The sequence below is a fragment of the Kitasatospora sp. NPDC098652 genome, from assembly GCF_044760155.1.
GTDB lineage: Bacteria > Actinomycetota > Actinomycetes > Streptomycetales > Streptomycetaceae > Kitasatospora.
In genome coordinates, this window is the sequence record NZ_JBIWAQ010000034.1 from 49,245 (window position 1) to 61,228 (window position 11,984).

The following is an 11,984-nucleotide window of genomic DNA, read 5'->3' on the forward strand; positions in this document are numbered from 1 at the left end:
CGGAACCGGGTGGGGAACAAGCGGCCCGTACCCGGCTCTGGACAAGCCGGGTGCGGGCCTCAGGCGGTGCCGGGCGGCTCCCGGCGGGCCGGCGGCCGGGTGAAGCAGCAGTCCCCGCAGAGCCCGGCGCCCGGGCCGATCCGGTAGTAGAGGCAGCAACTCGTCCGGCGGAACGCGGCCCCGCGCGGGCCGGTGCGCAGCGTGCCGGAGCCCGTCAGTGGCGGGCGGTCCAGCAGCTGGGTGACCAACTCCCGTGCCGGGAGCGACTCTCGGGCGCTCAGCACCCGGAGCGTCCCGGCCAGCGCGGAGGCCGCGTTGCCGCGCAGCAGGCGTGCCGAGAGCGGCACGGCGGCCCGCACTGCTGCGGCCAGTGGCTCCAACTGCCCGATCAGGACGGAGCGGTGGAGCTGATCGACGAGTTCCCCGGGCTCCGGGCGGAGCGGTTCCGGCGGCGTCCAGAGGTCGATCGGTCCCTGGTCCGGGATCCGTACCCAGGCGCGCTCCAGGGTCGGGACCGTCCCCAGCAGGACGGCCGAGCCGATGCCCACCGACCAGAAGCGGGCGGCCAGGCCGAGGTGCAGGATCGAGGCGGCGACCCGGAGTTCGGTCGTGCCCAGGCGCTGGGCCACCACCTGGATCCGGGTGGCGAGCGGCGCGTCCGGGCCGGTGCCGTACAGCTCCGGCAGCCGGCGGAAACCGGGTGGCGGAGGGCCGGCGGGGGCGGTGTCGAGGGCGAAGTACGGCCCGAGGGTGGCGAGTCGGGCGTAGTCGGGCTGCTGTCGTTCTGTCTGCGACAGTCCGGCCTGCGGCTGTTCCGCCTGCGGCTGTCCGGCCGGCTGCTGTTTGGGCGCGGGGTTCAACGGCCCTCCCCGGTAAGGTCGTTGAACCCCACGCCGGCTTCGGTCGGCCCGGGCGGGATCGGGCGGTCGGGGTGCATCTGGTCCTCCAGGGGGCCGAGGTTCGGACGGCGGCTGGTGACGCGCCGCCCCGCCCCGGTCGGAGGCCGGAGGTCGGCGCCGGAGGCCCCGGTCGGGCGGTGGTCAGCCGGGCACGGCGGCCGCTGCGCCCGTCGTGCGGATGAACGCTACCGCGCCCTGGCGGTCGGAGATCCACGGTGCTCGGCCCTCCGGTGCGGGGTTGGTCCGACGGCATCCAGTCTGGCCCGGCCGGGCCGCCCGGACCTCCCGCTGCGGAGGGGAGTTGCCTCCTACGCGGGGAGGAGCGGGCCTCCCCCGGGAGAGCTGCCCGTAGGCTCGGCGGTGTGCGCACCGACCGTCAGTCCCGCCCTGCCCGGCGCCGCCATCGGCCCGCCGTCGTCGCCGCTTTGCTGCTGCTCGCGCCCGTCGTGCTGGCTCACCCGGGGGACCGTGGGCCGGCCCTGCTGCTCGCCCTGACGGCCGCGCTCGCCGCCGTGGTGGCGCTGCTGCCCTGGCCGGTCGGCAGGGTCACCCTCGCCGCCGCAGCGGCCGGCGCGGCCGGGGTTTCGCTGCTGGTCGACCTGGGCTACCCGGGGCCGTACCGGCTGCCCGTGTTCTGGCTGCCCCTCGAATGGCTCGCGCTGCTGGGCGTGTTGTACCGGGCCGTCCGCCGGCTGCCCGAGCGCTGGGCCGGGCCGGTCGGCGGGCTGGTCGGTCTCGCGGCCGTGGTGCTCCCGTTGCGCTCCGTGCTCCGGATGCCGCAGGGCGGTGCGGCCGGGCCGGTGGCCGGCGTGCTGTTCTCGCTGCTGCCGGTGCTCGGGGTGGCCGGGGCGGGCCTCTACCTGCGGGTGCTGGAGGTCCGCCGGGAGCGCGCCCTCGAGCGGGCGCGGCGCGAGCAGCGGCTGGACGTCGCCCGGGGGCTGCACGACTTCGTCGCCCACGAGATCACCGGCATCGTGCTGGAGGCCCAGGCCGGCCAACTCCCGGGCCAGGAGGCGGCGGAGACGGCCGCCCTGTTGCGCCGCCTGGAGGAGGCGGGGCTGCGGGCGCTCGACTCGATGGACGAGATGGTCGGTGCGCTGCGCGAAGGACGGGCGACGGCCGGAACCACCCGCCGGGTCGGGCTGGCCGACCTGCCGGAGCTGGTGGAGCGCTTCGGTACGACGGGTGGCCCGCGCGCCACCGTGGAGCTCGCCCCGGAGGCCGTCGGACTGCTCGCCGCCGAGGCCGAGGCCACCGCGTACGCCGTGGTCCTGGAGGCCCTGACCAACGTCCGCCGACACGCCCCGCAGGCCACCGCGGTGACGGTCCGGGTGGCCGCCGAGCCGAACGGCCGGGCGGTACGGGTGACCGTCGGCGACACCGGCGGGCCGGCCGCCCGACGGCCCCGGCTGCGCCGCCGCCCCGGCGCGGGCGGTACCGGGCTGGTCGGCCTGGCGGCCCGCGCCGCCGCCCACGGCGGCACCCTGACCTGCGGCCCGTTCGGCCCGTCGGGCTGGCAGGTGTGCTGCACCCTGCCGGGGCGGTAGCGAGGGGCGCCGCCGGGCTTTCCGGGGGACGGTCGGAGCGCTATGTTGAACACGTTCAAATCGTTCTCGGAACCGTTCTCGAGACCGTTCTCAGGGTTGTTCTCAGGGGGTAGGGATGAGCAAGTTGCTGCCGGCGCAGCCCGGTTTCGCGGCCGGGGCCGCGTTCGCCGACCGGTCGGGGGAGCCGCGTACCGGCCCCGTCCGCGGCCGGGTCAGACCGAGCGGGCGGATCCTCGTCGCCCTGGCCGGTGTCGCCTGGGTGCCGTATGCCGTCGCGGGCCTGTCGTCGAGGCCCGACAGCGCGTGGTTCTGGGGCCTGTACGTCGGATTCCTCGCGATGACCGTGCTGCCCCTGGCCGTACCGCGCGAGCCGAGCTTCCGGCGTGCCTGCCTCGCTGTCGGCTGGTTCCAGTTCGGCATCGAGGCCGTCTGCTCGGTGCCGTACGTGCTGCTCCCGCTGCCGGTGTTCGTCTTCGCCTTCCCGTCCGGCGTCATGCTGCTGCTCGCCGGCCGGCGCGACCGCGGCTCGGTGGGGACGGTCTTCGCCGCCCTGCTCGTGGCGGGCCCCATCGCGCTCCTCGCGCGCGGCGGGTGGACGCAGATCTAGGGCCCGCGCCCCCGCTGGCGGGGGCGGCCGCGATGCCGGAGAGGGAGACGGCGCCGCCGAGGCTCAGGCCGGTCGCCCCGGCCGGGAGCCCGCGCCGGCTGACGGAGGGGGTGACGGGCGGACGCCCACCGGAAGCGCTCATGGCGGTCGGCTTCACCGGGCGGAGGTGAACCGCGCCGGACCGGCGGCGTGAGTTTTCCCGCCCGCCGGTCGGTGCGGGAGACTGCCCGGTGTGACGAGTGCGAACGGTGAGTGCCCGCGGGTGATCCGGGTGTTGGTCGCGGACGACCAGGAGGCCGTCCGGCGGAGTGTGCGGCGGATCCTCGACGCCCAGCCGGACATCGAGGTGGTGGGCGAGGCCGTCGACGGGGTCGCCGCGCTGGAGCTGGCGGCCGAACTGCGGCCGGACGTCGCGCTGGTGGACATCCGGATGCCGCGGCTGGACGGGCTGGAGGTGACCAGGCGACTGTCCGGCTCGGTGCGGGTGGTGGTGCTGACCACCTTCGACCTGGACGAGTACGTCTACCCGGCGCTGCGGCACGGCGCCTCCGGTTTCCTGTTGAAGCGCTCCGGCCCGGCCCTGCTGGCCGAGGCGGTGCGGGCGGCGGCGGACGGGGAGAGCCTGATCAGCCCGTCGGTCACGGTGCGGCTGCTCCAGCACGTGACGGCGCCGCGGCGGCCCGCGCGCCCGGCCGGGGTGGGGGTGGCGGTGCCGTTGACCGAGCGGGAGGTGGAGATCGCCGGTCACGTCGCGGCGGGCCGCACCAACGCCGACATCGCGGCCCAACTGTTCATCTCCGCGGGCACGGTGAAGACCCACGTGGCCAGCATCCAGCGCAAGCTGGGCGTGTCGAACCGGGTCGGGATCGCGGTGCACGCCTGGGAGGCGGGGTACCCGGTGCCGCGGTAGCGGACGGCAGGACGCGTCCACGGAGCGAGGGGAAGCTCCGTGGACGCGGGGAACCTGCGAGGTGGGGGTGGCCTCCGGACGTCACGTCCTCCGGCCGGTAGTTCGATCGTCGACCGAGGTAGTACCAGCGGCAGACCCTGATCCGTCTCGACCTGTCGCCACTGCCTCCTGCGGTCGAACTTCCTTCAGCTACCTCGCAGGTCCACCTCCCATCATGCGCCTCCTACGAGCCGTGCACCAGGGGTGAACGGCCCGAAATCGGGCGGATTTCGCAAGTCGGGGCAGAGGGAGGCCTCAGGGCTTCGGCCACCCGTCCACGAAGCTCAGCGTCCGGTGGTACGGCCCGTCCGGTCCGGTGCTGCGGTAGTCCTCGGTGCTGCTGCCGGTCCGGACGGTGCGGTCGCCGTCGTGGCGGGTCGCGGTGGGTCGCAGGGTGTGGTCCACGGTGCTGCGCCCGGTGACGTGGCCGCCGGTCGCGGTGGTGGCCTCGCGGTGGTAGCCGAGGTCCATCGCGGTGTTCTGGTCGGTGTTCCCGGCCGCGTCGTGGGTCACCTTGTAGGTGACGTCCAGCGGTTCGCCCTCGTGCACGGTGGTGGTGCGGTGCGGTCCGCCGCCCCAGGTGGCGGTGGTGCGGGTGAGGTCGGTGCCGTTGTGCAGCGTCACGTCGTTGCCGCTGTCGCGCAGTTGCTGGGCGGAGCTGAACGTGAGGTCGTCGCGGACCTCGGTGGTGATCCGGCCGTGCGAGGTCTGCACCCAGCCGCGGGCCAGGTCGTGCCGGGTGGCGGTGACGGTCCAGTCGCCGCTGCCGCCGCCGTGGTCGGCGAACTGGGTGGTGACGGCGGCCTCGGGGGCGACCCGGTGGTCGGTGAGCTGCCCGGAGGTACGGGTGGTGCCGTGGTCGACCTCGGCGAACAGGTTGACCTGGCCGGTCCAGACGTCGTTGCTCTGCGCCTCGGAGGCGTTCACCGCGATGCCGACGCGGTGCGGCCGCCCGTCGAGCAGCAGGCCGACGTACGGGGTGAGGTCGAGCCGGTAGGCGGGCAGGTCGAAGGCGAAGACGCCGGGGACCGGCCGCCACAGCAGCGGGTCCCAGCCGCCGGTGTAGATCACCGGGTACGGCCAGACGGCGCCGGCCACCCGGCCGTCCACGGTCAGCCTCAGTTCGCGGAACGGGCCCTTGCCGCAGGCGCCGATCGACGGGTTCGCGGCGACGAAGGCGTCCGGCGCGGAGGCGTAGGCGAACTCCTCGCAGGCGCCGCCACCCCGCGCGTACACCTCGGCGGTGAGCCCTTGCAGGTTCTGCGGGAAGGTGAGGTCCCCCGCGGTGCCCGGGGCGGCCTGGGTGAGCGAGAACGGGCCGGTGGTGAGGACCTGGTCGGCGCCGTGGGCGGCGGGCCAGCGGTCGTTCGCGGTGTAGAAGGTCAGGCTCGCCGAGACCTGGTAGACGCCGGTGTAGGTGGTGTCGGTGACGTTGGCGAGGTCGAGCGCGAACGGCTGCGGTCCGGCCGCGAACAGCGGGGCGTAGCGGGTGAGGTCGCGTTCGACGTTCCACTGGATGCCGTCGTGGGACGGCTCCGGGGTGGAGGACAGCAGGACCTCGACGCCGCCGACGCGGACGCTGAAGATCCGGTCGAACTGCCGCCCGGCGACCTGCCCGTGGAGGTCCAGGACCACGGCGGACCAGGGGCCGGCGCAGTCGGCGGGCGGGGTGAGGGTGGCGGTGTACGGGGTGTCGGGCGGGTTGCCGTAGCCGTTGCGGAACTCCCGGTCGTGCATCACCTCGACGGTGCAGGAGCGGGTGTCGGGGCGGGTGAGCGGCTTGGTGGCGGTGACCGGGTCGTGGTAGTCGCTGCCGAAGTCGGCGTGGGCCGGGGCGGCGGCGGTCAGGGTGCCGGCGAGGGTGAGGGCGGTGGCGCCGAGCAGTCCGGCGAGGCGGCGCAGCAGGGGGCGCGGGGAGCGCCGGGGGAGCAGGGCCAAGGTGGGTCCCCGGGGTCGGGCGGCCCGTCGGCGCGCGACGGGCCGGGTGGGTGTCCCGGGCATCCTTCCGGCGGTGGCATGTGACCGTCAAGAGTTGCTTTCGGGCCCTCCGGGGCCCTCCGCGGGGGCGTCGGTCGGGTCCGGCGGGGGGTGATGAGCGGTCGGGACGGTGGGCGGTCGGGCCTACCACTCCTCCAGGGCCGCGGCCTCCTGGCGGATCAGGTTGCGCAGCGTCGCCAGCGGGGGTCGGCGGTCGTCCGTGCGCCACTGCATCTCCAGCGGCAGGGTGGCCCGGCCGTCCAGCCGTACGGTGGCCACGTCCTCGGTGAGGTGGCCGGTCATCGAGCCGGGCACCAGCGAGAAGGCGCGGTTGCGGGCGAGCAGGTAGAGCCGGGAGCCGACGATCCGCGGTGGGCTGACCAGCACCGGCGGGTCGACGCCGTGCTCCGCGCACAGGCCCAGCACGTGGTCGTAGTACCGGGGGTGCTGCTCGCGCGGCCACAACAGCAGGGGCAGGTCGCGCAGTTCGGCCAGCCGCAGGGCCGTCCGGCCGGCCAGTGGGTGGTCCCGGCCGAGGGCGACCCGGACCGGCTCGTCGGCGATCCGCTCCAGCCGGTAGCCGGGGACGTCCTCCAGGAAGCGGCCGAGGCCGATGTCGGCGAGCTCCCCGGCCAGGGTGGCGGAGACCTGGCCGGTGTCGACGGCGAGTTCGGCGGTGTCGAGCGCGGGCAGCTCCTGTTCGGCCCGGCTGACCACGGCGGGCAGCAGCCGGTTCACCACGCTCGGGGAGGCGACGATCCGCGCCGTCCCCAGCCGGGACTCCTCGTGCAGCCGGACCCGCGCCAGCATCGCCCCGGCCTGCTCCAGCAGCCTCGCGCTCTCGGCCGCCATCACCTCGCCCGCCTCGGTCAGCGCGACCGAGCGGCGGCTGCGGTCGAACAGCTCGACACCGACCGTCCGCTCCAGCCGGGCGACCTCCTGGCTGACCGTCGGCTGCGAGATGTGCAGCCGCTCGGCGGCCCGGCCGAAGTGCAGCGTCTCGGCGACCGTCAGGAAGACCTCAAGCTGTCGCAAGGTGAAGCCCATGCGGGTCATCCTAGTGCGAACCAATAGTTGAGCGGCTATCGGAAACCCCAGGACTCATTCTGGTTTCCGATCCGAACCGTCCATACGCTGAGCGTCACGTTGCCCCACCGCAGTGGCATCTCACAGGAAGCTCCCGCCATGACCGGACAGCCCGCCAGCACCCCCGCCATCCAGATCTCCGAGGAGGTCGCCCGGGCCGTCGCCGACGGGCGTCCCGTGGTCGCCCTGGAGTCGACGATCTTCACCCACGGCCTGCCGCGCCCCCGCAACCTGGCGGTCGCGCTGGAGGCCGAGCAGCAGCTGCGCGCGGCGGGCGTAGTCCCGGCCACCATCGGCGTGCACGCGGGCGTCCCCACCGTCGGCCTGAGCACCGAACAGATCACCGAACTCGCCGCCACCGACGGCCTGGACAAGGTCAGCCTGCGCGACCTGCCGGTGGTCGCCGCGCTCGGCCGGCACGGCGGCACCACCGTCGCCGCCACCGCCTTCCTCGCCCACCGCGCGGGCGTACGGGTCTTCTCCACCGGCGGTCTCGGCGGCGTCCACTTCGGCGCCGCCGAGAGCTTCGACGAGTCCGCCGACCTGACCACCCTGGCTGCCACCCCGGTCACCGTGATCAGCGCCGGGGTGAAGTCCATCCTCGACATCCGGGCCACCCTGGAGCGCTTCGAGACCCTCAACATCCCGGTCATCGGCTACCGCACCACCAAGTACCCCGGCTTCTACGTCACCGACTCCGGCCACGAGATCAACTTCGCTGTGCAGTCCGCGGCGGAGGCGGCCGCGGTGATCGACGCCCGCGACCGGCTCGACCTGCCGCAGGCCGTGCTGATCGCCAACCCGGTCGACCCGGCCAAGCAGCTGCCGCCGGAGGAGCTGGACGGCATCCTGGCCCGCGCCTGGGCGGAGGCCGAGCGCCGCGGCATCACCGGCAACGCCTCCACCCCGTTCCTGCTCGACCACATCCAGCGCGACACCGGCGGGCGCAGCCTGGAGGTCAACGTCGAGGTCTACCGCGGCAACGTCCGCCTCGGCGGCGAGATCGCCGCCGCCCTGGCGGCCCTGGTCGGCACGGCCGGCGGGGCCGGCGGGAGTGACCGGACCGACGGGTCCGCCGCCGCGACCGCCGGGGCCTGACCCGTGCTGGGGGTGCTCGGCGACCTCGTCGAGGACATCGTGGTCTGGGTCGACGGGCCGCTGCGCCACGGCACCGACTCCGGTGCCCAGGTCTTCCGGCGGCGCGGCGGCAGCGCGGCCAACGTCGCCTGCTTCGCCGCCGGCCAGTACCCGGCCCGGTTCCTCGGCTGCGTCGGCGCGGACACCGTCGGGGACGCCATGGTGGCCGAACTCGGCGGCCACGGTGTGGACGTCCGGGTGCAGCGGCACGGCCGGACCGGCAGCATCGTGGTGCTGATCGACCGGGACGGCGAACGGACCATGCTGCCCGACCGCGGCGCCGCCAAGCTGCTGGAACGCGTCCCGGACGACTGGCTGAGCGGACTGACCCACCTGCACGTGCCCGCCTACTCCTTCGACGGCGAGCCGGTCGGGCGGACGGCGGTCGACGCGCTCGACCGGGTCCGGCAGGCGGGCGGCACCACCTCGGTGGACGCCTCCTCCACCGGGATGCTGGAGCAGTACGGGAGGGAGCGCTTCCTCGCCCTGCTGGCCGAGTTGGCGCCCACCTTCGTGTTCGCCAACCGCTCCGAGTCCGCCTACCTCGGGCTGCTGGTGGACGGCCTGCCCGGGCCGCAGCGGGCCCGGCTGGCGGCCTCGACGGTGGTCACCAAGGCGGGTGCCGGGCCGACCACCGTGGACGTTCCGGCGGACGGGCTGTTCACCGTGCCGGTGCCGCCGGTCGCCGAGGTGCGGGACCTCACCGGGGCCGGGGACGCCTTCGCGGCGGGCTTCCTGGCCGGGTTCCTGGACACCGGGGACCTGCACCTGGCGGCGGGGCTCGGGCACCGCAGCGCGGCCCGGGTGCTGGCCTCACCGGGGGCTTCGCTCGGGGGGTGTTAGGGCGGCACTACTTCCGTAGTGCGTCCTTGCGGAGGAACTGCTTCAAGCGTTGCCACGTCCAGGCGTTGACCACGTCGTCGACGGTGAGCCACCCGCGCTGCGCCGTGCCGATGCCGAAGCGCGGGTAGCCGAGGTGGCCGGTGGCGTGGGCGTCGCTGTCGATCGCGAAGCGCACACCGTGCCGCTTGGCCCGCAGCACGTCCTCGTCCCGCAGGTCGAGGCGCTGCGGGGAGCTGTTGATCTCGATCGCGGTGCCGGTGCGGGCGGCGGCCGCGAACACCGCGTCCAGGTCGACGTCGATCGGCCCGCGCCGGCCGATCCGTCGGGTGGTGAGATGGCCGATGACGTGGACGTACGGGTTCTCGCAGGCCCGGATCAGCCGGCGGGTCTGAGCAGCGCGGTCCAGGGTGAAGTGCGAGTGGACGGAGGCCACGCAGACGTCGAAGCCGGCCAGGAACTCGGGCGGCCAGTCCACCCCGCCGTCCGGGCCGATGTTCAGCTCGGTGCCGTGCAGCAGGCGCAACTTCCTGTGACGGTCGGCGAGTCGGCGCAGCTCCTCGCGCTGGGCCAGCATCTTCTCGTCGGTCATCCGCTGCATCACCAGGTCCGGCGCGTGGTCGGTGACGGCGTAGTACGAGTAGCCGCGGGCCGCCGCCGTGTCGATCATCTCGGTGAGGGTGGCCAGGCCGTCGGTCAGGTCGGTGTGGGTGTGCAGGTCGCCGCGCAGGTCCGACTCCTGGATCAGCTCCGGGAGTTCACCGTTCAGCGCGGCCTCGATCTCGCCCCGGTCCTCGCGCAGCGGCGGTGGGATCCAGGGCAGTCCGAGCGCCGCGTACACCTCCTCCTCGGTCGCGGACACGACCTTGGCGCCCCCCTGCTGTTGCTTCTTCTGCTGCTTCTTCGAGGTTTTTCCGGTGTCGCCGGCCACCTCGAACAGCCCGTACTCGGAGAGCTTGAGGCCGGCCCGCACCGCCCGCGTGCGCAACTTGATGTTGTGCGCCTTCGACCCGGTGAAGTAGACCAGGGCGGCGCCCCAGTCCTCCTCGGGCACGACCCGCAGGTCCACCTGGATCCCCCCGGTGGTGCGGACCGAGGTCTTGGTCGGCCCGCTGCCGATCACCTCGGCCACGTACGGGAGTTCGGTGAGCGCGGCCATCAGCGGGGCCGAGTCGGCGGCGGTCGCCAGCACGTCGATGTCGCCCACCGTCTCGCGCATCCGGCGCAGCGAGCCCGCGTACGCGCAGCGGGTGCAGCCGGGCACGGCGGACAGCGCCTCGACCAGCTGCTCGGCCAGCTCGGTGGCGGCGTCGAGCAGGGTCCGGCCGCCGGACTGCCGCATCAGCTCGATGCCGTGCAGGATCTTCTCGCCGCTGCGCTCGCCGAAGCCCGCCACACCGGACAGCCTGTCGGCGCGGATCGCGTCGGCGAGTTCGTCCACCGAGCCGATCCCGAGGTCCCGGTACAGGGAGAGGGCGCGCTTGGGGCCGACACTGGGGACGGCCATCATCTCCCGTACGCCGGACGGGATCTCGGCGCGCAGGGCCTCCAGCGCGGCGATCTTCCCGCCGGCGAGGTACTCGGCGATCTTCTCGGCGGTGGACTTGCCGACGCCGGGGATCTGCTGGAGTCCCTTGACGTCCAGACCGGCCAGGTCCTCGGGGTGGCCGCCGACGGCCCGGGCGGCCTTCTCGTAGGCGCGGGCCCGGAAGGCGTCCCCGCCGGTGATGTTGATCAGGTCGGCGTACTCCTGGAGCAGCTCCCTGACCTGGTCGTTGAGCCGGGGCATGGGGCAAGTCTAGGTTCGGGGAGCGGTGTTCGCTGGGCGGTGGGTTCTTCGCTGGGCGGTGGGTGGCCGGGGGCGGTGGGTGGAGGGGGTGGCTAGTCGTAGGCGACCGCGAGCAGCAGGACGACGGTCATGCCGCCACCGGGGGTCGGCTCCACCGCGAGTCGGCCGCCGGCCGCGAGCACCAGGCTGTGCAGCGCCGGTCCCACCGGTCCGGTGCTCCGCACGCCCGCCAGCAGCCAGTCGTGGGCCTCGGGCGGCTCGTACGAACCGCGGTCGGAGATTCGTATCTCCACTCGCTCCCGGCCGTGTCCGGCCGTGCGGTGCCCGGTCACGCCGCGCCCGGCCGCGGCGCGGGGTGCCGACGGGCCCGAGCGCCTGACGTCCGCGCGGACCAGCACCCGGCCGCCCAGCGGGCTGCGCCGGATCGCGTGGTCCAGCAGCCCGGCGATCGCGGCCTCCATCCGGCGCGCGTCCCCGGCCACCACCGGCAGGCCCGGCGCCAGCCGCACCGTGACGGCCGCCGCCCGGCCGCCGCCGCGCACCACTCGGCGCACCACCTCGGAGACCTGTACGTGCCGCGCCTGGGGCTCGCACCCGGCCTGGCGGCCGGTCCAGCTCAGCCGGTCCAGTTCCGTGCGGGACAGCGGCCGGGGGCCGGCCATTGAGAACGGCGGGTACGGGCCGAGCCCCTCCGCAGTGCCCCTGCTGCCCCCGCTGTCCTTGCGTCCGACGCCGCCCGCGCCGCCGAGCGTGCCGAGCGCGCCGAGCGCCCGGGCCCCCGACGCGACGTAGCCCCAGAGCTTCCCGCGTGCCATTGCTCTGCCCCTCGTGCCTGACCGGCGGCCGTCATCGGTTCCGCGGCCGACCGGGGCGGGCCGCGTTGCTGGCCCTCCTGCCAGCCTGCGCCTAGTCCGCGCGGGTGACAATCCGGCTTCGGGGCGCGAAGTGGGGGGCGTTCCCCGTCGTGTGGGGGGTGGTGGGGGCGCCGAGTGGCGGGGGGTGCCGCTGCGCGGGGCTTTGGTTGGGGGGTGGGCTTTCGGGAGGGTGGGTGGGTCCGGGGGCGGTTCCGGGGGTGGGCGCTCCGGGGGCTGGGTGATTTTCAGACCGCCGACCCTCATGGTGGGGGGTGCTCGCCGTTGGCGGTCTGAAAATC

10 protein-coding genes are annotated in these 11,984 nt (G+C 74.7%); 5 read left to right on the forward strand and 5 right to left on the reverse strand.

Annotated elements, in window-relative coordinates; all coding sequences use genetic code 11:
* Nucleotides 1-59: 59 nt before the first annotated feature.
* Entirely contained in the window at nucleotides 60-860 is an 801-nt protein-coding gene (locus ACIQWA_RS38270; protein WP_402491048.1) for a (2Fe-2S)-binding protein, read from the reverse strand.
* Between the two features lie 401 nt (nucleotides 861-1,261).
* Here ACIQWA_RS38270 and ACIQWA_RS38275 point away from each other — a divergent pair, with 401 nt between their 5' ends.
* From ACIQWA_RS38275 to ACIQWA_RS38285, 3 genes are all read left to right on the forward strand, one after another.
* Nucleotides 1,262-2,446, forward strand: coding sequence for a sensor histidine kinase (locus tag ACIQWA_RS38275; protein ID WP_402491050.1), 1,185 nt, complete (start codon nucleotides 1,262-1,264; stop codon nucleotides 2,444-2,446).
* Between the two features lie 115 nt (nucleotides 2,447-2,561).
* Nucleotides 2,562-3,053 carry a hypothetical protein gene (locus ACIQWA_RS38280; RefSeq protein ID WP_402491052.1) on the forward strand — a complete coding sequence of 164 codons (492 nt, stop codon included), beginning with the start codon at nucleotides 2,562-2,564 and terminating at the stop codon, nucleotides 3,051-3,053.
* Nucleotides 3,054-3,285: 232 nt separating this feature from the next.
* Nucleotides 3,286-3,963, forward strand: coding sequence for a response regulator (locus ACIQWA_RS38285; protein WP_402491054.1), 678 nt, complete (start codon nucleotides 3,286-3,288; stop codon nucleotides 3,961-3,963).
* A gap of 294 nt (nucleotides 3,964-4,257) precedes the next feature.
* Here ACIQWA_RS38285 and ACIQWA_RS38290 read toward each other — a convergent pair whose 3' ends face one another.
* Nucleotides 4,258-5,940 carry a peptide-N4-asparagine amidase gene (locus ACIQWA_RS38290; protein WP_402491057.1) on the reverse strand — a complete coding sequence of 561 codons (1,683 nt, stop codon included), beginning with the start codon at nucleotides 5,938-5,940 and terminating at the stop codon, nucleotides 4,258-4,260.
* 183 nt (nucleotides 5,941-6,123) lie between these two features.
* Nucleotides 6,124-7,026 carry a LysR family transcriptional regulator gene (locus ACIQWA_RS38295; RefSeq protein ID WP_360242411.1) on the reverse strand — a complete coding sequence of 301 codons (903 nt, stop codon included), beginning with the start codon at nucleotides 7,024-7,026 and terminating at the stop codon, nucleotides 6,124-6,126.
* 138 nt (nucleotides 7,027-7,164) lie between these two features.
* On the opposite strand from ACIQWA_RS38295, the gene ACIQWA_RS38300 reads away from it, so the two are divergent.
* Both ACIQWA_RS38300 and ACIQWA_RS38305 read left to right on the forward strand, forming a co-directional pair.
* A complete protein-coding gene (locus tag ACIQWA_RS38300; protein WP_402491059.1) occupies nucleotides 7,165-8,163 on the forward strand; it encodes a pseudouridine-5'-phosphate glycosidase in 999 nt (332 codons plus the stop codon).
* A gap of 3 nt (nucleotides 8,164-8,166) precedes the next feature.
* Nucleotides 8,167-9,045: a carbohydrate kinase family protein gene (locus ACIQWA_RS38305; protein ID WP_402491062.1), complete on the forward strand. Its 879-nt coding sequence runs from the start codon at nucleotides 8,167-8,169 to the stop codon at nucleotides 9,043-9,045.
* Nucleotides 9,046-9,052: 7 nt separating this feature from the next.
* Here ACIQWA_RS38305 and polX read toward each other — a convergent pair whose 3' ends face one another.
* Nucleotides 9,053-10,831 carry a DNA polymerase/3'-5' exonuclease PolX gene (polX, locus tag ACIQWA_RS38310; RefSeq protein ID WP_402491065.1) on the reverse strand — a complete coding sequence of 593 codons (1,779 nt, stop codon included), beginning with the start codon at nucleotides 10,829-10,831 and terminating at the stop codon, nucleotides 9,053-9,055.
* Between the two features lie 92 nt (nucleotides 10,832-10,923).
* Nucleotides 10,924-11,646 carry a hypothetical protein gene (locus ACIQWA_RS38315; protein WP_402491068.1) on the reverse strand — a complete coding sequence of 241 codons (723 nt, stop codon included), beginning with the start codon at nucleotides 11,644-11,646 and terminating at the stop codon, nucleotides 10,924-10,926.
* Between the last annotated feature and the right edge of the window lie 338 nt (nucleotides 11,647-11,984).

Bases quoted from the DNA above. Each gene is read 5' to 3' on its own strand.
- ACIQWA_RS38315 (WP_402491068.1), bottom strand. From the start codon at position 11,646: ATGGCACGCGGGAAGCTCTGGGGCTACGTCGCGTCGGGGGCCCGGGCG.
- ACIQWA_RS38280 (WP_402491052.1), top strand. From the start codon at position 2,562: ATGAGCAAGTTGCTGCCGGCGCAGCCCGGTTTCGCGGCCGGGGCCGCG.
- ACIQWA_RS38295 (WP_360242411.1), bottom strand. From the start codon at position 7,026: ATGGGCTTCACCTTGCGACAGCTTGAGGTCTTCCTGACGGTCGCCGAG.
- polX (WP_402491065.1), bottom strand. From the start codon at position 10,831: ATGCCCCGGCTCAACGACCAGGTCAGGGAGCTGCTCCAGGAGTACGCC.
- ACIQWA_RS38300 (WP_402491059.1), top strand. From the start codon at position 7,165: ATGACCGGACAGCCCGCCAGCACCCCCGCCATCCAGATCTCCGAGGAG.